General features: G+C 45.0%; 23 protein-coding genes and 1 pseudogene. 4 read left to right on the plus strand and 20 right to left on the minus strand.

Features of this window, described 5'->3' with window-relative positions:
- Positions 1-32: 32 nt before the first annotated feature.
- From iolE to LC508_RS09805, 15 genes are all read right to left on the minus strand, one after another.
- Positions 33-923 carry a myo-inosose-2 dehydratase gene (gene iolE / locus LC508_RS09735; protein WP_103731573.1) on the minus strand — a complete coding sequence of 297 codons (891 nt, stop codon included), beginning with the start codon at positions 921-923 and terminating at the stop codon, positions 33-35.
- 383 nt (positions 924-1,306) lie between these two features.
- Positions 1,307-2,365: a LacI family DNA-binding transcriptional regulator gene (locus LC508_RS09740; protein WP_225305355.1), complete on the minus strand. Its 1,059-nt coding sequence runs from the start codon at positions 2,363-2,365 to the stop codon at positions 1,307-1,309.
- 97 nt (positions 2,366-2,462) lie between these two features.
- Positions 2,463-3,674: an aspartate kinase gene (locus LC508_RS09745; RefSeq protein WP_033141897.1), complete on the minus strand. Its 1,212-nt coding sequence runs from the start codon at positions 3,672-3,674 to the stop codon at positions 2,463-2,465.
- A gap of 189 nt (positions 3,675-3,863) precedes the next feature.
- A complete protein-coding gene (locus LC508_RS09750; protein WP_054352798.1) occupies positions 3,864-5,087 on the minus strand; it encodes an RNA-guided endonuclease InsQ/TnpB family protein in 1,224 nt (407 codons plus the stop codon).
- Between the two features lie 18 nt (positions 5,088-5,105).
- A complete protein-coding gene (locus tag LC508_RS28565; protein ID WP_118593885.1) occupies positions 5,106-5,198 on the minus strand; it encodes a transposase in 93 nt (30 codons plus the stop codon).
- 690 nt (positions 5,199-5,888) lie between these two features.
- Complete coding sequence (locus tag LC508_RS09760; RefSeq protein ID WP_054352735.1) at positions 5,889-6,212, minus strand: hypothetical protein; 324 nt, start codon at positions 6,210-6,212, stop codon at positions 5,889-5,891.
- A gap of 4 nt (positions 6,213-6,216) precedes the next feature.
- The gene (locus tag LC508_RS09765) at positions 6,217-6,417 is read right to left on the minus strand and encodes a helix-turn-helix transcriptional regulator (protein ID WP_033141895.1); all 201 of its coding nucleotides are present in this window, start codon (positions 6,415-6,417) and stop codon (positions 6,217-6,219) included.
- A 291-nt stretch (positions 6,418-6,708) separates the two neighbouring features.
- A complete protein-coding gene (locus LC508_RS09770; RefSeq protein ID WP_103731985.1) occupies positions 6,709-7,743 on the minus strand; it encodes a uroporphyrinogen decarboxylase family protein in 1,035 nt (344 codons plus the stop codon).
- A 5-nt stretch (positions 7,744-7,748) separates the two neighbouring features.
- On the minus strand, positions 7,749-9,524 hold the full coding sequence (locus tag LC508_RS09775; RefSeq protein WP_103731984.1) for an alpha-amylase family glycosyl hydrolase: 1,776 nt from the start codon (positions 9,522-9,524) through the stop codon (positions 7,749-7,751).
- 71 nt (positions 9,525-9,595) lie between these two features.
- On the minus strand, positions 9,596-10,429 hold the full coding sequence (locus LC508_RS09780; protein ID WP_033141892.1) for a carbohydrate ABC transporter permease: 834 nt from the start codon (positions 10,427-10,429) through the stop codon (positions 9,596-9,598).
- 13 nt (positions 10,430-10,442) lie between these two features.
- A complete protein-coding gene (locus LC508_RS09785) occupies positions 10,443-11,312 on the minus strand; it encodes a carbohydrate ABC transporter permease (protein ID WP_054352730.1) in 870 nt (289 codons plus the stop codon).
- Between the two features lie 16 nt (positions 11,313-11,328).
- Entirely contained in the window at positions 11,329-12,705 is a 1,377-nt protein-coding gene (locus LC508_RS09790; RefSeq protein ID WP_103731983.1) for an ABC transporter substrate-binding protein, read from the minus strand.
- A 229-nt stretch (positions 12,706-12,934) separates the two neighbouring features.
- Entirely contained in the window at positions 12,935-14,719 is a 1,785-nt protein-coding gene (locus LC508_RS09795; RefSeq protein ID WP_103731982.1) for a sensor histidine kinase, read from the minus strand.
- Positions 14,706-15,995, minus strand: a complete 1,290-nt coding sequence (locus LC508_RS09800) for a response regulator transcription factor (RefSeq protein ID WP_103731981.1) — start codon at positions 15,993-15,995, stop codon at positions 14,706-14,708. Before LC508_RS09800 ends, LC508_RS09795 begins: the two co-directional genes overlap by 14 nt.
- A gap of 268 nt (positions 15,996-16,263) precedes the next feature.
- Positions 16,264-17,196: a helix-turn-helix transcriptional regulator gene (locus LC508_RS09805; RefSeq protein WP_054352724.1), complete on the minus strand. Its 933-nt coding sequence runs from the start codon at positions 17,194-17,196 to the stop codon at positions 16,264-16,266.
- A 223-nt stretch (positions 17,197-17,419) separates the two neighbouring features.
- Here LC508_RS09805 and LC508_RS09810 point away from each other — a divergent pair, with 223 nt between their 5' ends.
- Both LC508_RS09810 and LC508_RS09815 read left to right on the plus strand, forming a co-directional pair.
- Complete coding sequence (locus LC508_RS09810) at positions 17,420-18,058, plus strand: type 1 glutamine amidotransferase family protein (protein ID WP_054352723.1); 639 nt, start codon at positions 17,420-17,422, stop codon at positions 18,056-18,058.
- 169 nt (positions 18,059-18,227) lie between these two features.
- Positions 18,228-19,469, plus strand: a complete 1,242-nt coding sequence (locus LC508_RS09815) for an IS256 family transposase (protein ID WP_225305313.1) — start codon at positions 18,228-18,230, stop codon at positions 19,467-19,469.
- 186 nt (positions 19,470-19,655) lie between these two features.
- On the opposite strand, the gene LC508_RS09820 is transcribed toward LC508_RS09815, so the two are convergent.
- The 4 genes and pseudogenes from LC508_RS09820 to LC508_RS09830 form a co-directional block, all read right to left on the minus strand.
- Positions 19,656-20,642: an RpnC/YadD family protein gene (locus tag LC508_RS09820; protein ID WP_054352571.1), complete on the minus strand. Its 987-nt coding sequence runs from the start codon at positions 20,640-20,642 to the stop codon at positions 19,656-19,658.
- Positions 20,643-21,067: 425 nt separating this feature from the next.
- A complete protein-coding gene (locus tag LC508_RS09825) occupies positions 21,068-21,631 on the minus strand; it encodes a hypothetical protein (protein ID WP_242980836.1) in 564 nt (187 codons plus the stop codon).
- Positions 21,632-21,640: 9 nt separating this feature from the next.
- Positions 21,641-21,736, minus strand: a pseudogene (locus tag LC508_RS28730) (hypothetical protein); the annotation flags it as partial.
- Positions 21,693-22,196 (minus strand): RNA polymerase sigma factor, encoded by a 504-nt coding sequence (locus LC508_RS09830; protein WP_103732662.1) that lies wholly within the window; start codon positions 22,194-22,196, stop codon positions 21,693-21,695. The gene LC508_RS09830 and the pseudogene LC508_RS28730, both read right to left, overlap by 44 nt.
- A gap of 278 nt (positions 22,197-22,474) precedes the next feature.
- Here LC508_RS09830 and LC508_RS09835 point away from each other — a divergent pair, with 278 nt between their 5' ends.
- A complete protein-coding gene (locus LC508_RS09835; protein WP_156120888.1) occupies positions 22,475-22,630 on the plus strand; it encodes a hypothetical protein in 156 nt (51 codons plus the stop codon).
- A 123-nt stretch (positions 22,631-22,753) separates the two neighbouring features.
- Positions 22,754-23,194 carry a GNAT family N-acetyltransferase gene (locus LC508_RS09840; RefSeq protein ID WP_103732661.1) on the plus strand — a complete coding sequence of 147 codons (441 nt, stop codon included), beginning with the start codon at positions 22,754-22,756 and terminating at the stop codon, positions 23,192-23,194.
- Between the two features lie 2 nt (positions 23,195-23,196).
- On the opposite strand, the gene LC508_RS09845 is transcribed toward LC508_RS09840, so the two are convergent.
- Entirely contained in the window at positions 23,197-23,787 is a 591-nt protein-coding gene (locus tag LC508_RS09845) for a GNAT family N-acetyltransferase (protein WP_103732660.1), read from the minus strand.
- Positions 23,788-24,118 lie beyond the last annotated feature (331 nt).

Genomic DNA, 24,118 nt, shown 5'->3' on the forward strand with positions numbered 1-24,118 from the left:
ATCGGCAATCAGCCGTATTTTTTTAGATTTACTTAAATTCCCGCATGGATTCGTATGTATTCCCTTGCGCTTTTCGCACAGGCAAAGGGATTTGCTTTTGCCGGGTCCTGCTCCGCCTCCACAATAAACCAGCCCTCGTAATGAGCCTTCTGCAGTTCTCCGAATACGCCGGGAAAGTCTACGCATCCATCACCCGGTATGGTGAAACACCCTTCCAGCACTGCCTTTCGGAACGGAAAACCTTCCTTGTATGCCTGCGCCATTTTATCAGGTCTTATGTCCTTTAAATGTACATGACCGATCCGCGGCCCGAATTCCCTTGCTGCTCTGACCGGGTCCTCTTTTGAAAAGGTAAAGTGGCCCGTATCAAAACATAGGTAAACATAACGCGGATCTGTATCTTCCATAAGACGTTTTGTCTCCTCAAAGGTCTGCACCACTGTTGCCATGTGATGATGGTAGCAGAGTTTAAATCCACGCTCTGTTGCAATTTTTCCGAGTCTGTTCAGGCCGGTACATAGCTTCTCCCACTCTTTCTCATCCGCCGACGGTTTACTGCTGCCAAACATGGAACAATTCTCTGCAAACAGACAGCGTGTCAGTTCACAGACATTGATGCGGGCCGCCCCTGCAGCTTCCAAAAAATCAAGCTGTTTGATGAATGCTGCTTCGTTTTCTTCATAAGGTGTCGAACAGAGAAAACTTGAAAACCACTGGGACGCTGTTTTTATCCCCCGCAGATCAAGGGCTCTGTTCAGTTCTGTGGGATCAGTCGGAAACTTTCCCCCCACCTCTGTGCCCTGAAAACCGGCAAGTGCAGCTTCTGAAATCATCTGTTCAAACGTCAGTTCTCCTCCAAGCTGCGGCATATCATCATTTGTCCAGCCTATAGGGGCAATGCCCAGTTTCACATTGTTAAACATATCCTTCCTCCTGCTCTGTATTTGTTGCGCTGTTATTTTTGTGCTTTTATTGTGCCAATTTTGTTATTGTGCCGCTGTGCACAATTTATTTATACCATTTTCTGCCGTCAGAGTCAACAGTTTTTGCTGTATCTCTGTACAAAACGGCAGTTTTCATATTTTCCATACTGCATAATCATATAATAGTTCCAAAAAGCAGACTGTTTTTGATGCAAAAATGCACATTTCACAAAAATCGCACAACACTAGTGTACATATCTCCTTTGTGCGCAGCCCATTCTGCCGATTGCATAACAAAAAAAGGAACAGGCTGTCAGCCTGCTCCCATTTTCCTTTATTATGAAGCACAATATTTCTCAGACGCAATATTTCTGCGTATATGATTATGGTCTACCCTTCAAATTTTCCGCACAGATAATCTCAATAGCCGGCTGGTCTTTATCTGGTCTCGGTTCCATGTTCTGCTGTATATATTCACGCAGTACAAAAAGGGGCCGATACCCCTGACGGTATATATCCTGTGCTATTGTAAAGTCGATTTCTCCTTTTTGCAGCAGCCGTTTAGTCTCGTCTGTCAGATCATGGCTGATGACCCGAATTTCTCCCTGGCGCCCAACGGCACGAATCGCCTCCACACAACCTGAAACACTGTGGTTCGCCATATATATCCCTTTGATTTTTGGAATCCTTTCCAGTACAGCCTTTACCTTCTGGTAAGTCAGTGCATAGTCATTATAGGTCTCTATAATTTCAATGTGGCTGCTGGCAAAACGACTCTCATGTATGCGCTGACAAAAGCCCTGCATTCTCATACGGTGCGCATTAAACTCTGAATTTCCCACGCAGATCAGCAGATAGTCTTCCGGCCGCAGATATTTTACCATCAATTCCCCTGCAACACGGCCTCCCTGCAGCAGGTCCTGACCGATGAAACAGAGCCGCCTGCTGTTCGATATATCAGAATTAAAAGTGACCACAGGAATGCCCTGCCGGTACAGCTCATCTATTTTCTCCACTATGGAAATGTGGTCTTTGGCACACATGGCGATTCCCTGCACCTGCTGCCTCAACAGGCTGTCCATACGCTCAATGCTCTCATCCGGTATATCGGTTTCACATTCCTCCACGATAACCTCCACAGAATACGCATCCAACAGCGCCTGTGCATCCTGTATGCCCCGCATGATCTCCCTCTTAAAATATCCCTGCCAGTTGGGAAGCACAACGCCAAGCCTGCAGGGGCCCGGAGACGGCGGTGTCAGTCCCAGAACCGCTGCCTGTTCTTCACTGGGCGGAATATAGTTAAGCGCCCTCATAGCCAGAACCACTCTCTCATATACATCAGGTTTTACATGGGGCCGGCCGTTGAGTACACGGTCCACAGTTCCCCTGGAGACACCTGCCCGTTCAGCCACCATGCTGATCGTCACTTTTTTTGCCACGTAAATTCCGCCTTTCCATACTAAATTTCATTTTAGTACAGTATAGCACATAGATGCACAATTGCACAATACCCAAAACAAAGGACAATTCTTCTTATCAATCCCATTCAGATGCGAACCTGTCATGCACGGCTCTCATTGCCGTCTCCGCCTCGGATTCCTTTATCACCGCTGTTATACGGATCTCAGAAGTGGTCACCATATCGGTATTGATCCCCGCGTTTGAAAGTGCCTCGAACATTTTTGCGGCCACTCCGGGGTTGGAGCTGACGCCTGCGCCTACCACGGAGACCTTTGCCACATCCTCCTCACAGCTCACATTGGCATTTCCGATCACGTCGCTGTATTTCTTGAGAAGGTCCAGAGTCATCATCATATCCGGCCTTGCCACGGTAAAGGTCAGGGTCTTGGTGCCGTCCTTTTCCAGGGACTGGATCATGACATCAATGTTCACCCCGTTTTTTGCCATCAGGTTCAGAAGCTTAAATGTGCTCTCCGGGTTGTCCTTCATACCTGAAACTGCAATCTTCGCTATATTCTTGTCGACGGCTACGCCGCTTATCAGCATTTTCTCCATCTTTGTGGTCTCCTTTACAACTGTTCCTTCCTCTTCGCTCATACTGGATCTCACCACCAGGTTTACATCGTACCGCCTTGCCATCTCCACACAGCGGCTGTGCAGCACTTTGGCTCCCAGAGACGCAAATTCCAGCATTTCCTCATACGTCACCTCCGGCATCTTTCTGGCCTTTGGCACAATGCGTGGGTCAGCCGTATATACGCCGTCCACGTCCGTATAGATCTCACACAAATCCGCATTCAGCGCTGCCGCAAGAGCCACGGCTGTGGTATCCGAACCGCCTCTTCCCAGGGTGGTCACATCGTCGTATTTGTTGATGCCCTGGAACCCGGTCACCACAACGATCTTGTTTGAATCCAGCTCTTTTGTGATCCTCTCGGAGTCGATTCTTTTCAGCTTCGCGTTCTGATACGCAGAGGTGGTATGCATGGGTACCTGCCACGCGTTCAGGGAAATGGCTGTCACTCCCATCTGAATCATTGTCATAGCCATGAGAGATACAGACACCTGCTCCCCTGTGGCAAGAAGCATATCCATCTCCCGTCTGGAGGGCATACTGCTGATCTCTCCTGCCTGGGCAAGCAGGCGGTCCGTGGTCTTTCCCATTGCAGAGAGGACCACTACCACCTGGTTTCCCTCTTTCCATTTCTTTATACAGCGCTCTGCCACATTTCTGATTTTATCCAGATCCGCCACTGAGCTGCCGCCGAATTTCATTACTACAAGCATGCTGTTCTCCTATTCCTTCCGTACTTTAAATAACGCCGGACGGACACTTCCCCATCCGCCGGACGAAAACCATGTATTATTATATCAGTGAACTACTCAGCAATTGAATTACCGAGCATCTATATGCCGCACCTTCGGTGCTACCATAATGGGCAGTCCATGTGCCCAATATTGCTAGTCCTTTCGGACTTACACAAATACTTTCTGCGGACAGTTCAGTCCGGCCGCTTCCGGAAATGGAAGTTTATTTTTTTGCAGATACAGACGCAGGATATTATATGCCCCCACGCAGTCTGCATTATAAATATCCGGCTCGTCTATATATAATCCCCGATATTTTCGATTCTGACTTTGTGCAAACGCTTTTCCCACTTTATCACTTTTCGGACTGCACTGACTGCTGTAATTTTCTTTCTGCCGGATCATCCTTATTCCGTACCGTTTCAGCTTATACTCCAGTTTCTGGAGGATCTTTTCATACGGAAAGGAATGAAGCTGCTGATTGATCCTTCCAAGATCCTTTCCCTTACGTATCCCCTTCATATCTCCAATCACAACCGTTGTGATATGCTCTGCCTGACAATACTCAGCGACATATCTGGTTGTTTTATGGATAAGATCAGAAACTTTATTTTTCTTCTTTCGATATAGGGAACGTACCTTTTTCGTTTTTTTCGGGTACTTAATCCCACAGCATGACTGCTGACGGTCACTGATCCCCTGATATCTGGCAATCTCTTTATCAAAATAATGTGTAGTATTCAATAATCCGTTTAACAGAAATGTCTTCCCTGCACTGTCATAGCAGGCCAGCGTATTTTTCAGTCCCATGTCAATCCCCAAATAATGTCCATTATCTTCCTGCATCGGAACATCTGTCTCTTCATATACTGCTATTGCTGTATATCTTTTTTCATCAAACTTGATCTGAATTTCTTTGATCTGAATGTCTGAAAACCGCTTTGTTTTCAGATAAAGATGATCAGCATCCACACCCTGGCTCTTCAGATAAGTTTTTAACTGTTTTGGAATGGTCAGCCGGATCTTTCCTTCTTCCTGCCGGATCGCATCTTTCAAAAAAGTAATATCCATCTTCTCTTTTCGGAAACGCGGCGGTCTCGGATTCTCCACCCCTTTGCTCCTCAGCAATACAAAAAAGCTTTTCCACGCCTCTTCCAATTGTTGGAGCACATCCTGTGCCGTCTGTGATGGAAGATTTTTATAAAAGAAATTTTCTTTTAACCGTTTCTTCTGGTCATACCAGTTCGGATATCTGGTCATTCCAATCTCTTTGTAATTCCTTTTTTCATAATTTGCCACATTCCAGAGTTTAAATGCTGCATATCCCATATGTCCCAAAATGATCTTCTGTTCTTCTGTTGGTAAAAATACTTCTCTTCTCGACAAGAGCATATGCATTCCCCTTTCCTGTCAGTAAGACTTCGTTTGTTTTTCAATATATCTGCGGATGTTTTCCTCCGAAACGTTTCCTATTGTTTCCACATAATAGGAATGATCCCACAATTCTCCCTTCCATAAATATTTACGGAGTTCCGGATATTATTGGAAAGTATATCTTCCAATAATACCCTTCAGCATCTTTACAATATATGAGATCGAGATCTTAGGTGGTGCAGAAACAAACAATGGATATGGTCTCTTTCTCCAGCTTCAAATCAAATACCCCGCTGCAAGCAACGGGGTATTTGACCCTCGCGGCAGTCGCCAAATATCCATGCAAGCATGGCTACTTGGCTCGTTGCTCGCGGGAATAAATGGACTGTGAAGCCCTTCTCATCAGCGATCTCCACAGCCCTTTTTTCATCGTCTGCTCCATGTCTTCTGTGATAATCTTCCTGCGAGGCTTTACCAACCGCATCACATGGTAGTTGATATTATATACGCAGGTTCTTGCATGTATCAGATTTTCTTTCATGCATATAGTATACACTATTTCAATAAGCAAAGCAATATATTGTCGAATGTCTGTTCTTTTTTTATAGGCTGGATACAGCCACTATTGTTTCGTGCAGAAATGCACATTTTGACGCTTTCATCTCGGCAATTGAATAGCTGAGGATTCCCGCTTGCTATCCTAAACATGCGTATTTGCGACAGCATGTAGATAAATATTGCAAAAAATCGCACACATTACGGTTCATACGTCTTCGGCAAAGCAGCCCGGGCCATCACATCCGGCTTCTGCCCCTGCCATCACAGCTGCCTGTCGTAATATAAAAGTGCAGACAATTCCAGAATATTACGGAAAGCCACATACAGTACAGCGATAGTCATGACCCGGTTCAGCGTAAAGGTCATCTGCACATGGGAATGGAGCGTCACCATATCCACGACCGCCAATAATAAGAGCAGAATATAGTGGGAACAATTGGCAGTGCGGTTCGCTTTGTTCTGTACTGCCTCCCAGCGCTCATCGCCTCTGTACTCCATATGTTTCTTCGCCTTCCAGATATAGAGAAACAGTGTCGCCGCTGTGCCGATCAAAAGAAAAAGCAGGATAATTATCTGGTCATTCATTGTATCACTCCCCCTTATACTCAAAAACTTCATTGATGGAAACCTGAAAAACCTCTGCGATTTTGAAAGCCAGTTCCAGGGACGGCGTATATTTATACTTCTCTATGGATATGACCGCCTGCCGCGAGATTCCCACTCTGTCAGCCAAATCAGCCTGGGTCCAGTCGCGCTCTGCTCTCAAAACCTTGATCCGATTCTTTATCAAGGTATTACCTCCTTACAAAATGTAACCTGTTGATTACATTTTTACTGTAACGTATTCATTACATTTTGTCAAGAGCTAAATACGAAAATAGGGAGCCGGGCGATATAGCCGCCCGGCTCCATAAACTTTCTCATCCGTATTCGGTTCTCCCAATCGTCGTTATCCGTCAGGACTATGCCTCTATCCGCAGATTCTGCACATATATACACCCACTTCATCCCCGGCAGATTTAGAAGTCCGGATGCCGGAAACCTGCTTTTTCTTTTGTCAGATGTCCGTAAAAAACTGTTTTTATTTTACACTGCCAAGCATTGCATGTATATTCTCTTTCGGCGTATCCCCTCCCAGCGCGCATCCCGGCCCCAGTATAAACCCGGTGGCGTTCTTTCCTCCGGTGATCCCAAGAATCCTCTCCGCCGCTGCTTTCACTTCCTGCTGCGTACCGCCTGAAAGCAGTACGGGATTTATCTGACCAAGCAGTGCACACTTTCCTTCTGCCTCTCTGACTGCTGCCTCCAGGTCTGTTTTCTGGTCTATCTCCAGCACATCCGCCCCCAGACTGCACATCTTATCTATGATCTTTGTGGCGTTGCCGCAGATGTGAAGGGAAATCAGGCCGCCTTTTCTGTGGACCGCTTCTATCACCTGTTTTTCATAAGGCATGGCAAAAGTTTCATACATGGCGGGTGAGATCACATCCGGCCCTGCGGTGCTGTCACCCATGGAAGTCATGGGAACCCCCAGCAGGAGCAGTCTCTCATGGTAGGCAATACACGCCCGGGTACAAAAATCCAGCAGTCTGCGGATGTCCTCCTCCGCGTCCTCATCCATCAGATCCTCCAGCAGCCGGTCCATGCCGTAGAGCTGGGAAGCCAGGCTGAAGGGGCCCTGGTCCCCGCGCCCGATCAGAAACACCTCCCTGCCGAAATGCTGCACCAGCCGCTCCACAGTCAGAAGCTGAGCTTTCAGAAGCGGACTTTCCCAGAAATTATCCGGCATCTCCAGATTCCTCACATCTTCCAAACGCTTTATTGCTGTGGTATGCGCCACCGGTGCCCCTTTTTTCCTGTAAATCACGCCGCAGCCAAGGGCCTGCGCAAGCGCTGCTGTCCCATTTTCAACCAGAAGCATATCGTGTCCGAACTCTTCCCACATACTTATCTGCATTCGGGCCATTATACTGTCATCCAGCACAAACTCTCCAAAATCCATGCCTGACTCTTCTGCGCACATCAGAAAATTATGCAGGTCTGTGGGCATTCTATCCACGTCCTGAAACTGAATGGCAGCCAGACACCTTTCATATGAATTCATATATTCTTTCATATGGATTATTCCTGTCCTTTCCGTATCTCTTCTATTTTCAGCACCAGAAGTCCGCCCCTACTGGTTTTGTCTCTCCTGATGAGCCATTTATGTTCAGACAGATTTATCCCGTTTTCCACAAATTCTGCCTCATCCCCCTGCGCTTCTCCGAACAGAATCGATACCCGGCAGCGGCTTTCCGGCTGCAGTATCTGTGACAGATCCAGCCTGATCCATACATCTTTCTCCTCGTCAGGGTTGGCGGCGATCAAAAGCACTTCATTTTCCTCCCTGTAACAATAAGGAATGGGCAGTATCTCCTCCGCGTCGTAATCCACAGGGCAGAAACGGTCTGTTTTCTCCCCCATTTTCCCGGGCCGTATGAGATGGGGATGTGCTCTGCGGATCTGTATGATACGCTTCATATCTTCCAGCATTGCTGCTTTTTCCGGATTCTTCAACTGTTCCCAGTCTATCCAGCTTCCGTACAGCCAGCGGCCTTTTCCCGGTTCTCCCTCACCATATAAGCCGGGAGCGAGCTGCGGCAGGGGACGGTAGTCTGCATTAAACTCCTCCCCGGACATGAACACCGGAATCGCCGGGGCCAGAAGTGTTGTGTATCCGGCCAGATAGCGGCTTCCCTTTGCCGCATACGGGCTCTCCTCCTCCGGAAAACCGACCCATCCGTCATCGTGACAGCTAAGCTGAACAGATAAAAATTGTCCGTCCTGAATCCTGTATGGAAAATATACCGTCAGTTTATTTTTGGCTTTTGTATACTCCACTGTGTAGTCCACTTCCAGAACACCTTCCCGACTGCTGTTCCAGACCTGACCGGCCTTATTTATCACCTGAATGTTTTGAATACGCTTTTCATCGTGGATGTTCTCCACACGCAGCCTGCCCTTCTGGATACGATAGGATGCACAGCCGTCTGCGCACACAATTTTCTCTGTGACATCCCCCTCAAAGATCACTTCCGGCACTTTGCTCTTTCCGAACCAGGAGCTGTCCCTGCTGTCCTGTATGGTTCCGTCTTCATAAAAAATCTTCACTTCCCAGCGCTCATTGGCCCTTATCTGCCTGTCCCTGCAGTAGCCTGCTGCGTCGTGCAGCATTCTGAAAGAATGGTTCAGGCCATGATTGTGGCTTACAGCTTCCCCGTGTTGCAGGATATCTGTCACACCGGGAATCGCAGGCCCTGTCTCTGCAATGATCACTATTTTCTTTCCCATATCAGCCGCTTTTCTGCGGATCAAAGCCCAGAGATCATTCCGATAATGGGCAACATCCAGCCGGTATCCGTCAATCCCGAATTCCTTTATGTACCACAGCCATGTATCCACCCACCATGCATCCAAATCTGCGTGTCCGCCGTACCAGTCAAAATCACGCATCCCCCAGGAACCTCCCAGAAACCAGTCAGGGCGTTCTTTTACAAGCGGGCTGTCCTCCATGACGCCATGGGTTATTACATCCAGAAAAATTTTGATTCCGCGGCTATGGGCACTCTCTACGAAATGCCTGAACTCCGCCTCTGTCCCCAGACTCGGGTCGATGCAGTCCGGACGGATACACGCATATTCTGTCCAGATATTATAAAAATGGCTTTTGTCGCAGAGCTGATGGCCGGTAAGCCAGACAGCATTAATCCCCAGCTCCTCCAGATACGGCAGCTTCTCTTCCATGGAAGCAAAGGTGCCCGACTCCGGACCATTCGGTGAAGTAAAGCTTTTTGTTGCAATTTCATAGATAATAAGCCGTTCCAGATACTCCGGCGCGTCTATGATCTCATAATCCATAAGAATTTCCCTCTCTTTCACAATAACAGTTACCGTTCACTCCGTCCCCGGCTGTACGCTTCGACATGCTCTCATCCCTTGACGGAACCTGCCACCATACTCTCTGCAATCTGCTCCTGCAGAATCACATAGACAATCACTGTGGGCAGGATACACATCACGAGCGCCGCAAACATTGAGGAATAATTGAAGCTGAACGTAGATGTAAAATACTTGATCGTCAGCGGAAGTGTCCTGTTCTTTTCACTGGAAGTAAGCAGCATGGCATACATAAATTCATTCCATGAAAAAATAAAGGTAAGGATCGCGGAGCTTGCCATGGCAGATTTACTAAGGGGCAGCATAATCTTGGTAAATGTTTTTAAGAATCCCGCCCCATCCATATAAGCCGCCTCCTCCAGTTCCTTGGGAACTGACATGAAAAAGTTCTTCATCAGGAACAGGCTGAGCGCCATGCCGAATCCGGTATAAATAAGGATAAGTCCTGCCTTCGTATCGTACAGCCCAAGCTTATTGATAACAAAATAAACCGGCTGCACCATGGCATTGGAGGGAATCAGCATGGAAGAGATCAGCAGCATAAAGATTATCTTCTTCCCTTTAAAATCGGTTCTCGCCAGCACATATCCTGCCATGGAGTAAAGCACCACTGCCAGCACCGTACTGATCCCGGCCACAAACAGGGAGGTGAAAAACCGTGAGATAATGTCCACCTTCTCCAATGCGATCCTGTATCCGTCTGTATAAAATGAAGTCGGCAGAGAAAAGCTGGAGGAAAGGATCTGACTGTTTGTCTTAAAGGAAGACAGCAGCACCCATAAAAAAGGAAACAGGGAAATGATGATCACGATCCCCATAATAAAGTAATCAAATACCCGCTGTCCTGTCTGTTTTTTTACTTTCATACCTCTCCACCTCTCAATCTACACTGTCCATACGAAACAGTTTGTTGCAGAACAACATAACAAGGATACCCAGGACCAGAAGGAGTATTCCAAGTGTATTGGCATAGCCGTACTGATTACTCTGAATAATCTTGTTCACCATCATGACAGATATGGTCATACTGGAATCTCCGGGACCTCCGTTTGTAGTCATATAGATGGACTCAAATTCCTTGAACACCGATGTGACCGCCACAATAGCTCCTGTTCCAATTGCTCTTCTGAGCAGCGGTAGATATATAAAACAGTCTACCTGCCTTGCCGTTGCCCCGTCAATCCTGGCGGCGTCCTCTATTTCCGAAGAAATAGAGCTGAGTTCCGCCAGGACGATCAGGGTGATAACTGCCGCATACCAGAGCCAGATATTGGTAACACTTAAAAATGCTGTTTGGGAATCCACCAGCCAGTTTCTGGTCAGATGTTCCAGTCCTACACTTTTTAACAGCATATTCAGGATTCCCATATCCGGCTTATAGATAAATACAAACATCAGCGCCAGTGCGGACCTGGAGATTATGTTGGGAAGCATGAATACGGATCTGGTAAATCTCCAGCCTCTCCTCTTTCTTTTCAGCACCAGCGCCACTAACACACCGAAAGGAACATGCACCGCCACAGCCAGCAATGCCCAGAACAGGGTATGCCAAAGGGCCGCATGAAATACAGAATCCCTGAAAATCTTGATATAGTTCTCCAGACCGATGAAACGCATACTCTGCATCCCGTCCCATTTGGTAAAGCTGGACACCAGAGCCAGAACCATTGGCCCAAGATAAACCAAAGCAAACATCACCAGTGTAGGAGCCAAAAAAATAACAATCCAGACTTTGTTTTTCTGTTTCATCCCAATCACCCTCTGCCTATTCTATATCTTGTTTATACTGTGCGGCTCCTTCATTCATCATCTGGATAAACTCATCCACCGTGATACTTCCTGACACCAGATTGGGAATTTCCCTTCCGAATACATCGTTCTGAGAAACAGGATCCCACTTTGTCTGGTAACTCGGCAGCACAATACTCACATCTGAGGAGGCATCCACACAATTTTTCATAGGGGGAATCATCTTGTCATATTCGTCCTGTGGGAAATCCACTACAGAAGACAGTTCCCCTGCCTCAACCGCTCTCTTGGTACTGTATACAGGTTTTGTATAAAATTTCATAAATTCAACAGCACCGTCAATGACATCCTGTCCGTGATCTGTAGTAATACACCAGCTTGACTGCTCCATAGAACCGATCATCACATCCCCGGGGTACTTTGCATAGCCTACTTTATCTGCGAATCCCTCGGAGGCATAATCCGGGTCCGTAAGGCTTGACATCATCCAGGGACCATTGGCTATCATAGCTGTATTACCGCTGAAGAAATTATTGGCAGCCAGGGCATAGGTTCCGCCTACTGCGTCGGATGTGGTGTAATCAAACTGCTTTTTCAGAACTTCCACTGCCTCTTTAAATTCCGGGGTGTCAAAATCATCTGGGAACTGCTGTGCCATAAACTTCTGTCCTTCCTCTGTTCCTCCCAGATAAGCAGTGGCAAGAAGCATCGGACACCAGGCTGTCTCCGTTGTGTGGAGGGACAGTGCCGGTATGCCCGCCTCTTTTAACTTATCGCATGCCTTCCAGAAATCATCCCAGGTCTCAGGGAATGTCTCAATACCCGCCTGCTCAAATAACTCCTTATTATAGTAAAAACCTGAAAGCTGAAGGCCGGCACTGGGAATCAGATACATTTTACCGTCTTCTCTGGTAAACGCTTCAATCCCCTGAGGCATCAGCTGGCCCTTCCATTCCGGGTCTGCTTCCAGATAAGGTGCCACATCCACCAGCCTGTCATTTTCCACAAGCAAATCATAAAAGGCAGGTTCCGGACCGACCTGGATCAGCGCCGGAAGTGAGTTAGAGGCATTCAGCATTTTCAGTTTTGAGCGGTAATCATCTGAAGCACCAGCCAAATATTCCACCTCCATCTGATATTTTCCTTTGTATTCCCGGTTAAAATCTTCTACCACCTCTTTCATCTGAATATCCATAGCGTCATTTGCACCCGTTGTGATAATTATGGGGATTTTCACCTCCCCTTCACTCTCGCCTGCTGCCTGGCTTTCAGAGGCTGCCCCTTTACTATCCCCGGTCTTTTCGGCAGTGTCTTTCCCGTTTCCTCCTCCGCATCCGGCCAGCATAAATGCAGTTGCCAGACTTAAAATCCTCATAATATTTTTCCTTTTCATTAACAGGAACCCCCTTTTCTTTTGATGACTGTATTATAACAGGCTCTGTGTTTCAACATATACAAAAAATTATAGCTGTATTGTTGTTTTTTATACATATGAAAGACAGCAGCGGACATCTACAGCAACCCCCTCCGACAGTTCGTCCGTTTATACCAAAAAAGGCGCGGGACAATCGGCATTTTGTCCTACGCCTTTTTTACCTGATTTATCTGCGGTACCCCGCATATTATCCCGCATCGGCATCTGCTGCCATAGGAATCCTGATGGTACAGACTGTCCCTGTCTCTTCAAAACTTTCATAATGGATCTGAAAACAACTTCCATACCGCAGACAAAGCCTGCACACCACATTGGATATGCCGTATCCCCCTTTCTTCTGAGGAAATGCCTGTTTTATATCCTCCATGCCCTGGTACTGCATATGGTTAAGCTTCTCCAGGATATCCGGCTCCATGACGCTGCCGTTATTGCTGACCTGCAGAACCATAAAACCATCCGCGGCCTTTACATCCACTTTGATTCTTCCGCCTTTGTCCATGTCAGCGAATCCGTATTTGATACAGTTTTCTACCACCGGCTGCAGGATGATCTTGGGAATCTTCACCTGCAGAATGGACTCCTCCACTTCTATCTCATACTGAAACAGATTCTCATTTCTTATCTGTTCTATATTCAGATAACATTTCACATGCTCCAGCTCATCTTTAAGGGAAACATCATTTTCACCCTTGCTGATACTGATCCTCAGCATCCGGGACAGCGACTGGATCAGTTTCACCATCGTCTCGTCGCCATCCATCCTGGCAAGCATATGTACATTATCCAGTGTGTTATACAGAAAATGAGGATTGATCTGATAGACCAGTGAATTATATTCGTTGATGCGGATTTCCTCCTGTTCCTTTTTCACTTCTTCCATCAAACTGCCTATGTGCTTGAGCATTTTGTTATAGGAAACCGCCACATGGTCCAGCTCTGTATTGGTACTGATCTGTATTTCCTGATTCAGGCTCTCCCCGTCAAAATGGCTCATGATCCGGCTGATGCCCGAAATCGCTTTTCGGAAGGGATGTGATACAAAGGCAGACATAATGACACAGACAATAACAGAAATCAGCATGGTCAGGCCAAGACTTTTCAAAAAATTTCTCGCCGGAGCCTGCACCACAGATTCCGGTACAACGGAAAGAAAGATAAATTCTCCATCCTTATCTGTATTGGCAAAACAAATCCTGCTGTCTGCCGCAAAATGAACCACCTCACCGGCTTCATCCGGCAGTTCTTCCCCGGCTTTCCTCAAAATTTCCCGGCTGATCTCTTCTTCCTGCTCTTCCCCTCCCGTCCGGCAGCAAATCTCACCTTCCATGGTGACCATGGCATAGACTGCAGGTGTATGCTGATTCACATCAAAGAAAATATTGTCGTAAAAATCCTGGTTCAGCTTGACGATCAGAACTCCGGGGCTTACATTCTGCTCCATGTGCCGTATATTCCGGACCAGAAAAATGCCTGAATCTTCCTGTCCGTTCCGGTTAATCGTACTGTACATTATCTTTGTCAGGGAATAGTTATCCTTAAGCGCTTCACTTAATTCCTCTGACAGGATATCCTCCGAATTTACATTTTCTATCACTTTATTGGAGAAGTATTCATTCCCTTTATTGTCAATAAATATCCCATATTCCGTATACTGATTATTGGGATACCAGAGGCTTCTGTTGACGTATGCCTTATCCTGGGGCAGCAGTTCTTTCCTCTCCAGGGATTTCTGGATATAGGAATTTGTAATATAGCTTCTGGTCAGCTCATCAAATCCCTGCTCCATCATCTGGTAATTGCCAATCATCTTGCTGTTGCTGTGGGAATAGTTCTCCAGATTCAATTCTGTCACGTTTCTGTTTATGGAGCCTGCCAGGACAACCCCCATAATACCCAGGGGAAGGATTGCAGCCAGAATGGTAAAGACCACCAGCTTTTTGCGTATACCGTAAAATTGTTTACTGTTCTTCATACTTTTCTTTCCTGTACTCTGTCGGCAGACACCCTACATGCTTCTTGAACTGCTGTGTAAAATATGATGGGTTGGGTATCCCCACCTTCTCACAAATTTCCGTTATTGTATCGTCTGTAGTTTTTAACAGACTTTTCGCCAGCTTCATCCTCTCTTCCAGCAGATACTGTTTAAAAGACCTCTGCATTCCCTGCCCGAAAAGCCGGCCGAAATATACGGGATTTAGATGCACCTCCCTTGCCGCCATGCCTACACTCAAAAACTCATCATTCAGATGTTCCTGCACGTAGCAGACGGCCTGGCTGATATAAGTCCTGGCATGGCTGCGAATCTGATCCAGTTCTCTTAGATTCCTCTTCTTCTCATTCGTCTGCTCCAGGTTTTCAACTGCCTGTACATATACTTCTTTTAATCCTTTTATAGCTCTGCTCAGTCCGGATATGCCATACCGAAAATCCACCGAGAATTTTTGTCTCAGCATCTCCAGTTCTCTCTCCAGGACTGGAAGTACCAGGTATTCTTCCCCGGAAGCTGCAAATATGATGATCCTGTACCCGCTTTCATTCTGAAAATAAAAATACTGATAGGCATCCCCCAGGTCACTTTCCAAAAAACCGGCAATCTCCTCCTGTGTTGCCGCCTGCATATATTTCCCGTCCTGTGTTCTGACAAAATCAATACAGACAGCCCGATAAAATAGGGCATCCCAATCCTTTCCCCCAAAACGCGCCAATGCCTCCTGCAGTTCCTCCTCATCTATCTGATCCCCGCTGAACTTTCCCACCATATAATTTTCAAAGACTTTTCTGTTATTCTCTATGAAATGTTCATAGTCCTGTAGGATCTTCCTGCTCTTTCTTCTCTGCCGTATGGCGTTCGCAGCACTCAAAACAGCTTCCTCCAGTTTACTGTCCTCAATGGGTTTCAGAAGATATGTAAACGCCCCCAGTTCACATGCCCTCTGCGCATATTCAAAATCCCGGTATGCGCTGATGACGATCCATAAACATTTCTTCTCCGCCCGCCTGTCCACCTCCTGGATCAGGTCCAGGCCTGACATCTGTTTCATACGGATGTCTGTTATGACAATGTCCGGCCGTTTTTCCAAAATTTCATCCACGGCCTTCCTGGGATTTCGTGATGTGCCTGCCACCACTGCCCCCATTTTATCCCAGGAATAGGTAGTCTCCAACCCTTTTAAAATGATTGCCTCATCATCCACCAAAAAAATCTTGATCTTCTCCATTTTTCCGCCCCGCATCTTTTCGTATTTCATGGTAAGTTTTTCTTCCTGCTAAGAGGAATGTGCATTGTATAATGAATTTATTATACCGCGGAAAATGGGGTTTTGGTAGTCTTTAATCGCTGTTGGGAATTTTTAGAATTTATGACAGAGTTGTGCTGTGGCTTTGATATAAGAATTGTTCGGCAGGTGCGGTTTTGGCAGAGACAGAAGTCACTGCTACGCCGGGATTGGCGCTGTGTCGGAATTGCTGTTGCACCGGAATTGGTACAGCAATGTTTGCCCGGACGTATACCACACTTTAGTTTTCGTATAGGGCTGCTATATCATGCACTCTGCGTTTCATCTCCTCACGGATATGTAACGGCTCTAAACACTCGCATTTATCTCCGAAACTCATGAGAATATTATAATAATACTCATTCTCTATGAAAGGAAAGCTGACAATGTAATACGCATCACCGTCCGGCGAAAAATGTTCATACGTGCAAAAATCAAGTACCCTGTCCATGACAGATTTGTGGATGCGGATCTTAATTTCTGTCTGCATGGTTTCCAGGATTTCCGCAAAGCCTATAAAGGGTTTTTCATAATCCCGTGGTGTGAAAATTTCCTCCTGCATCTGCAGGTTCGACATACGGGATAATCTGAATAAACGAAAATCATTTCTTGCATGGCAATACCCCTGTAAATACCAATGACTGCTTTTCAGTACAAGCTGATAAGGCTCAACGCTCCGTATGGTTTTATTCCCGTGGTGGGCTATATATTCAAATGAAAGCAGTTTACTCTCCTGCATTGCTGCTTTGATCATTTCTAAATATGGCTGTATGTCGCTTTTTCCCATCCAGGGACTTAAATCTATACATATTTGATTTACTTTCAATTCAATTTCTTTTGCTCTGTCAGCGGGTATAAAGCTCTTGACTTTCGCAAGTGCGTGTACCAGCTCATCTCCCCGTACCATGTTTGAAAGGCTTGCAAGCCCCATCAGGAGAGCGGAAAGGTCCGCAGCAGAAAAAACTTTTTTATCGATCTTGTATCCCTCCATGATCTCAAAACCACCGCCCACTCCCGGTGCCCCGCGAACAGGAATCCCCGCCATGTTGATTGCATCTATATCGCGGTAGATTGTGCGGAGTGAGACTTCAAACATATCTGCCAGCTCCTGTGCACCGATACGTTTTTTATCAAGGAGTATCATAATAATACTAACCAGTCTGTCTACTTTCATCTGATAGCCGCCTTTCGATTTGGATTACTGCCATATTGTTGTCAACAATCACATGGTACAATAAGCCTGAAAACAAATCAATAAGTAATGATTCATCCAGTTGAATTGTTACGTGTATACGTTCATTAAAAATCGCTTTGCGATGGGGCAAATGTAAGTACAGTCAATGCGCAGACCTGACTGAACAGTAACATCAATACTAAAATGAAAACGGAGGAAATTTATGTTTACAATCTATGTTTATGTTCTTGATACCTTAGCCGACTGGGAGATTGGATATGTCACCGCGGAGCTGAAATCCGGCCGATTTTTCAAAGAGGATGCACCGTCTGTTTCGCTCAAGACGGTCAGTGATTCAAAAGAGCCTGTCCACACAATGGGCGGCCTAACAATTGTACCGGACTGCCTGGTCGAGGATATTGTGGTGAGCAAGACAAGCGTACTGCTGTTACCCGGTGCAAATACATGGAACGCCCCCAGCCGCGGTGCTATCATGAAAAAAGCAAGCGAATTTTTATCTTTTGGCGCTGCGGTATGTGCAATCTGCGGGGCTACCACTGCACTTGCCGGCATTGGGGTATTGAATCAGCGCCCGCATACCAGCAATGGACCGGGATTTCTTGAAATGATCTCTCCCGGTTATAATGGGCAAAGTTTTTATATCGACAAGCCCTCCGTATGGGATAACAACCTCATTACCGCAAGTTCCACCGGAACTTTATTGTGGGCCAGACAAATCATTGCGTATTTAGGTGTTTTTCAAGCAGACACACTGGAAGCCTGGTATGAATATTTTAATACCGGTAAGCCTGAATATTTTTTTGCTCTTATGCAGACTTTGCCGTCAGGCACTGAGAACTGATATATATTTTGTCATAGACAGATTACGGCAGGATTACATATGCCAGGCAAAACAGACATATACGAAAAGAGACATGGCATAAATTGTGAGAGTGTGAAACTTTTTCTGTAAAATAGGATTTATAAGGTTCTTCTATGATAAAATAAAAATCATAGGAGGGCCTTTTATTATGGCAAGACAAAAGAAACCAGTACACAGAGTACAAATGACGGAAGGAAAGCGCAGCATTATCCATCAGCTTTTGGAAGAATACGATATTCAGACAGCTGAAGACATTCAGGATGCCCTGAAAGATCTTCTTGGCGGAACCATCAAGGAAATGATGGAGGCTGAGCTGGATGATCACCTGGGATATCAAAAATCGGAACGCTCAGACAATGATGATTACCGGAACGGTTACAAACGAAAACGGGTCAACAGTAGTTTCGGTTCCATGGAAATCGATGTGCCGCAAGACCGAAAATCTACCTTTGAACCACAGGTGGTCAAAAAACGCCAGAAAGACATTTCTGATATTGACCAGAAGATCATCTCCATGTATGCGAAGGGAATGACTACCCGGCAGATATCTGAAGCTATTGAAGATATCTACGGATTTGAGACCTCGGAAGGATTTATTTCTGATGTTACAGACAAGATCCTTCCTCAGATCGAAGACTGGCAGAACCGTCCTCTGGATAATGTCTATCCCATCCTTTACATTGACGCCATCCACTATTCTGTCCGTGACAATGGTGTGATCCGCAAGCTTGCCGCCTATGTCATCCTTGGGATCAATACAGAAGGAAAGAAAGAGGTACTGACAATCCATGTGGGAGAGAATGAAAGTTCAAAATACTGGCTGTCTGTTTTAAATGAACTGAAGAACCGGGGGGTAAAAGACATCCTCATCATCTGTGCGGACGGCCTTACGGGAATAAAGGAAGCCATTGCTGCCGCATTCCCCAAAACAGAATATCAGAGATGCATTGTCCATCAGGTAAGAAACACATTAAAATATGTTCCAGATAAAGACAGGAAGGCATTTGCTGCAGATCTAAAGACCATCTACCAGGCAGCTGATGAAAAAAAGGCGCTGGCAGCACTTGACCGGGTAACAGAAAAATGGACGCCCAAATATCCGAATTCCATGAAGCGCTGGAAGGATAACTGGGATGCCATATCCCCAATTTTCAAGTTTTCAGCAATGGTCAGGAAGGTCATATATACGACAAATGCCATTGAATCGCTGAATTCCACTTATCGAAAGCTGAACCGCCAGAGAAGCGTATTTCCAAGCGACACAGCGTTGCTCAAAGCGTTATATTTAGCAACCTTTGAGGCTACAAAGAAATGGACCACAACCATCCGGAACTGGGCTCAGGTGTATGGAGAATTAAGTATCATGTACGAAGGACGGCTTCCGGAGTGATCGAACATGAGCAAATAACAGGCGGATTTACCGCCTGCTGTTGACATGCCTTTTTGTAACTGTTATATATAAAGTAAGGGTGAAAAGCCTATTCTTAAGACTTTTCACCACTCATTATCATAGAAGAATCTTATTTACAGACTTTTCTTCATAGTCTCTAAATTGTCATATCTCTTTTTTAAAGACTTACTTTTTCTGTTCTTTTGAGAATTGCTTATAATAATACTCTGCCTTTTCTCTATCCAGCATAAAGTGTCTTTGTAATTTTTCTATTATAATTGTTCTCTCTGTCCGCTCCTCCTCTTTTTCAGCTATAAACGCCCTTATCCCCTGTTCCAAGCCTTTTTCTATCCCCTTCTCGATTCCCTTCTCGATTCCTTCTTTTATTCCTTTTTCTACCCCTTCTTCATAACTGCGCTTTTTCTCATTTTTAATATGGCGTTCCGCATTATACTCTGTCAGTATCACGTCTTTCACCTCTCCTCGCTCTTTCTTCAGGAAATCTGCAAGAATACCTTCCGCAATACATTCCTCCACCGCTCTGTCCACTGCACCCTCTAAATCTTCGGGGTACATTTCCAGATACCGCCGCACCTTTGATACAAAAGAAGCATACTGCCACAACAAGCTGCAGTCTTCCATCAACTGTCTGTTATGTCCTGCATTAATATTCAGAACCGTGGCAACACATTCCAGGCAATAACTGTCCTGCTTCTTTTCAAATGCGTCACTCAGACGGTACTCCCGGCGGTCTGGTTCTTCCTCCGATCCGTTATAAAATACAATATACCGCGGAAGCGGGATTTTGATACGGCTGCCGGAATACAGATCAAGCTCTCTCTTTTCCACATATCCCTGATATACTCTCGCAAAATAGATCAATCCCCGCAGAGGCATATTGGGATTTCTGGTGGATTGGGCTTCATACAGATTCATCACACTGTCGATCAAAAAGGACAGGTCATTCTTTACACCCATATAAATGGCACCCTCAATTGTAGTGATCTCCAAATCCTCCGGATTTTGATAATTGGAATGATTGATGGCATTATAAAGCTTCAGTGCAGCCTTTCTGTTCCCGAAGATCATGCGGAACAGGCTATCCTTGTAATTTCTGTTTACTTGTTTCCTTCTGATGGCTCTGCTTATCTTTCTCCTTCTGTTTCTGTTCATATTTCCTCGTCTTTCCGAAGCAGCCATAAGCCTCAGGAACCTGTAAACATTATAACAGAATTATACCTGCTCCACAACTTGCCGCTTCCTCTGTTTTTTATTCAGTTACTTTTACATAGTGAATTCCGGCAGAGATTGCCGATTGGATTAATATAGAAAATAAATTTTCAGAATATCTTTTAATTGAGTATAACAGAAATAACGCTCTGTTGCAATCGAAATATCCCCCAGCTCAACAAAACAGATTGTTAAATCCATCCGCCCCGGAACTGCGGCAATAAGGACACTGATTCGCAAATACTTTCTTGAATCCCATCCTTCTGCCGCATTTCCCGCAGCACCATCCGTGCGATGCCCACATACACATAACAGGAATGTAAGCCCAATAAAACCGCCTGTAAATATAAAACAGATACCTTTTCCCGTTATTTTTTCCAGATTAGTTCTGATTCTTCTAAGTCTGCCGAAAGTTCTTCAGGACGTTCAATCCTAAACTTACCGTAATACACCTCATCTATCTCATCTGCATTCCCAAGAAAAATCAAATGATCCTCTGTATCCTTCTGTAACAAAGCTCTTAATTCAGACCAGGGTGATTTATAGATATAAAAAAATGTCACATCTTTTTTCTCTCCGTCCTTTTCTAATGGAAAAGAGTTTCTGGCAACACTTCCATCTAAATTACTGCCGATATATCGTGCATAAAGTTTTTCATCAATTTTTTCAACTTTTATACATGTGCTGTCATAAGGAATGAAGAGTTTTGGCGTTACCAGTAAAGCATATGTGCCCAGCATTATGATAAATGCAAGAAAAACAGATACCGCAGAAACCACTGCTTTTTTATTCCGAAACTGTTTCTTTAAATATTTTAATGTCTTTATTTCTGCATCCTGTGCCCCGGACCCTAACGGCAGGATCAAATCTTCATTAAGGAGTACCGCCTCCTTTCTGCAGGATTCACAGGATTTTAAATGCTCCTCTACCATATTCTTTGTATCCTCACTCACTACATCATCCAGATACAGAGGAAGCACATCTTTAATAATATTACAGCTGATTTTTTTCATATTCCTTTGCCTCCATATATTCATATATTTGTTTTTTTGCCCGATAAAAAGTGACCCGGGCCCAGCCAGGACTTTTCCCGAAAAGTAACCCTATTTTCTCAAACGGCAGTTCCCCAAAAACCCTAAGGTTAAATACTTCCTTATAAGGCTCTTTCATATTGTGAAGAAACCGATGAATCAGAAAAGCCCTTTCTTCATCCACAAAATTTTCTTCAAAGGATGCCCCCGGATTTCCTGCATTATCAGGCAGTTCCTCATATGCATACATTTTTTTGCGTTTGCAATATGTGTAATATGTATTCTTCGCAATGGTAAAAAGCCATGCCCGTATATTCTTAGAGCCATCAAAGGTATCTATTGCTTTCAGGGCTTTGACAAATGTCTCCTGTGTGATTTCTTCTGCCATATCCTCACTGGCGGATAAACTGCGTAAATATAAAAAAACATCTTTGAAATAGGATTTATATATCTGCTCAAAGTCCATATCTTTCACCCCCCTCCTATTCTATTAACTTCCGTGCCGCAGAAACGTTACATTTTTTATTTTCGATTTCTTTTATATTTCGTAACTGAAATAATTCACCGCAAAGGCATTATAGCAGAAAAATATCTTCCGTTACAGAAGTATAATTTTTGTACCCCTTCGACGGTCTGATATTATTAGTATTTCCTGCCTTTTTATAAAATTGACGGACTTAATCCCAATGTGGTAAAATAAGCACATACCGGTTGTCAGGACATATAGGAAAGGAGTATGTTATTATGAAACGAAGTACATTACATGCTATTTCTATAGTAATGCTGCTGCTTTTAATCGTTGCTAATAAATTTATACATGTGAACTCCACTATAGCAGCAGTTTGGATCATACTGGCCCTCATTGTCTTTGCAGTGGGATTTATAAAAGGCAGATTATAAAAGAGGTTCCAGATGAGCGATAAATTAAGAACATTTCATTTAGAAAAATATGAATAGTAGTATATCATTTACCAGGAGCTGCCTTTTCAAAAGGAACAAATATTTTATTCTATGGAGGTATTTATGAAAATCAGAAAAATGGAAATCAGCGATTATGACTCTGTTTACTCCCTCTGGATGTCCTGTCAAGGCATGGGTTTAAACAATATTGATGATGCAGAAGAAGGCATTGAAAGGTTTTTGAAAAGAAATCCAGACACCTGCTTTGTGGCAGAAGAAAACGGCCGGATTGCAGGTATCATCTTGGCGGGAAATGACGGAAGAAGGGGATATATCTATCACACAGCAGTCAGCCCATCGGCACGCCGGAAGGGAATCGGAAGCCAGCTGGTCCGTGCGGCGCTTGACGCACTAAAAAACCTTGGTATTATCAAAGCGGCACTTGTCACATTTTCCAGGAATGAAGAGGGAAACCATTTCTGGGGAAAACAAGGATTCACTGTGAGAGATGACTTATTATACCGGAACAAAACACTGATAGAAATGACCCGGATTGATACCTGATATCACACCCCTGCGGCCTCTATATCCAAATACAACAGAAACTGTACCTCCTCATCCGCATCTCCATAATACGCATACCGGTTGACAGCGCCCAAATGGGCCCCCTGTTTAAAATAAAACGCAGCTGCCGGGACATTATTATTCTGGCATTCGATTTTAAGCTGGCAGAGCCCCATCCCCATTGCTTTTGTCATTACCATATCAAACAGTTTTCCTCCGACACCTCTGCGTTTATATGCGGAATCCACACGGATATCCCAGAGAATCCCCAAATCCTCTCTGCCCTCCAGCATATGAAGCTCCGCGCTGTTGCAGCACAGAACAGCTCCGCCCACCGGCTTTTCTCCGTCAAAAGCCATGAAAAAATGCCAGTTTGACAGATCAAACTGCTGATTCCACCTTTTATAATTCGCATGGCCGGAAAAATCTTTTATATATGGGGCTACGGCTCTTTTTATAAAACTGATACCGTCCAGATCTTTTATTACCACCTCATAGATTTCTTCAACCCTTACCTTCATTTCAACTTTATCATAGATGTAAGCATCTGTTTTCTCTATTTCTGTGTAACGAATTTCCTGATCTCGTTCCATAATTTTCCCCCTCACTCTTTACCCTGCAGCATATCTTACCCCAAACCCATAAGCCTGCATCAGCGCCTGTACTTTCCTGTAATGCTTCCTTGCCGTATCATGTGGCCCTTCATCGCCTCCAGAAGTTCCCTTTTCCCTGCATCTTTTTCCAGGTCAAGGAAACAGTCCAGCACTCCCCCTTTATCATGGGAATATCCAGATCATCCATGATAACAGCGTCGCTTCATTTTTCCCCATTTTCCATTCACCAGACTAATATTTACCTATATCTTAACACAAAACAACAGGGATATACAGTATGGTATTCCTTTGAGACAGTGGAAGACTGAAC

Source organism: Blautia parvula, assembly GCF_020215665.1.
GTDB lineage: Bacteria > Bacillota > Clostridia > Lachnospirales > Lachnospiraceae > Blautia > Blautia celeris.

Coding starts and splice junctions, on each gene's coding strand:
- LC508_RS09815 (WP_225305313.1), top strand. CDS start 18,228: ATGGCAAGACAAAAGAAACCAGTACACAGAGTACAAATGACGGAAGGA.
- LC508_RS09835 (WP_156120888.1), top strand. CDS start 22,475: ATGAAACGAAGTACATTACATGCTATTTCTATAGTAATGCTGCTGCTT.
- LC508_RS09790 (WP_103731983.1), bottom strand. CDS start 12,705: ATGAAAAGGAAAAATATTATGAGGATTTTAAGTCTGGCAACTGCATTT.
- LC508_RS09830 (WP_103732662.1), bottom strand. CDS start 22,196: ATGGACTTTGAGCAGATATATAAATCCTATTTCAAAGATGTTTTTTTA.
- LC508_RS09780 (WP_033141892.1), bottom strand. CDS start 10,429: ATGAAAGTAAAAAAACAGACAGGACAGCGGGTATTTGATTACTTTATT.
- LC508_RS09750 (WP_054352798.1), bottom strand. CDS start 5,087: ATGCTCTTGTCGAGAAGAGAAGTATTTTTACCAACAGAAGAACAGAAG.
- LC508_RS09795 (WP_103731982.1), bottom strand. CDS start 14,719: ATGAAGAACAGTAAACAATTTTACGGTATACGCAAAAAGCTGGTGGTC.
- iolE (WP_103731573.1), bottom strand. CDS start 923: ATGTTTAACAATGTGAAACTGGGCATTGCCCCTATAGGCTGGACAAAT.
- LC508_RS09785 (WP_054352730.1), bottom strand. CDS start 11,312: ATGAAACAGAAAAACAAAGTCTGGATTGTTATTTTTTTGGCTCCTACA.
- LC508_RS09820 (WP_054352571.1), bottom strand. CDS start 20,642: ATGAACAGAAACAGAAGGAGAAAGATAAGCAGAGCCATCAGAAGGAAA.
- LC508_RS09800 (WP_103731981.1), bottom strand. CDS start 15,995: ATGAAATACGAAAAGATGCGGGGCGGAAAAATGGAGAAGATCAAGATT.
- LC508_RS09845 (WP_103732660.1), bottom strand. CDS start 23,787: ATGGAACGAGATCAGGAAATTCGTTACACAGAAATAGAGAAAACAGAT.
- LC508_RS09745 (WP_033141897.1), bottom strand. CDS start 3,674: ATGCTTGTAGTAATGAAATTCGGCGGCAGCTCAGTGGCGGATCTGGAT.
- LC508_RS09805 (WP_054352724.1), bottom strand. CDS start 17,196: ATGAAAGTAGACAGACTGGTTAGTATTATTATGATACTCCTTGATAAA.
- LC508_RS09770 (WP_103731985.1), bottom strand. CDS start 7,743: ATGAAAGAATATATGAATTCATATGAAAGGTGTCTGGCTGCCATTCAG.
- LC508_RS09760 (WP_054352735.1), bottom strand. CDS start 6,212: ATGAATGACCAGATAATTATCCTGCTTTTTCTTTTGATCGGCACAGCG.
- LC508_RS09775 (WP_103731984.1), bottom strand. CDS start 9,524: ATGGATTATGAGATCATAGACGCGCCGGAGTATCTGGAACGGCTTATT.
- LC508_RS09840 (WP_103732661.1), top strand. CDS start 22,754: ATGAAAATCAGAAAAATGGAAATCAGCGATTATGACTCTGTTTACTCC.
- LC508_RS09810 (WP_054352723.1), top strand. CDS start 17,420: ATGTTTACAATCTATGTTTATGTTCTTGATACCTTAGCCGACTGGGAG.
- LC508_RS09825 (WP_242980836.1), bottom strand. CDS start 21,631: ATGGTAGAGGAGCATTTAAAATCCTGTGAATCCTGCAGAAAGGAGGCG.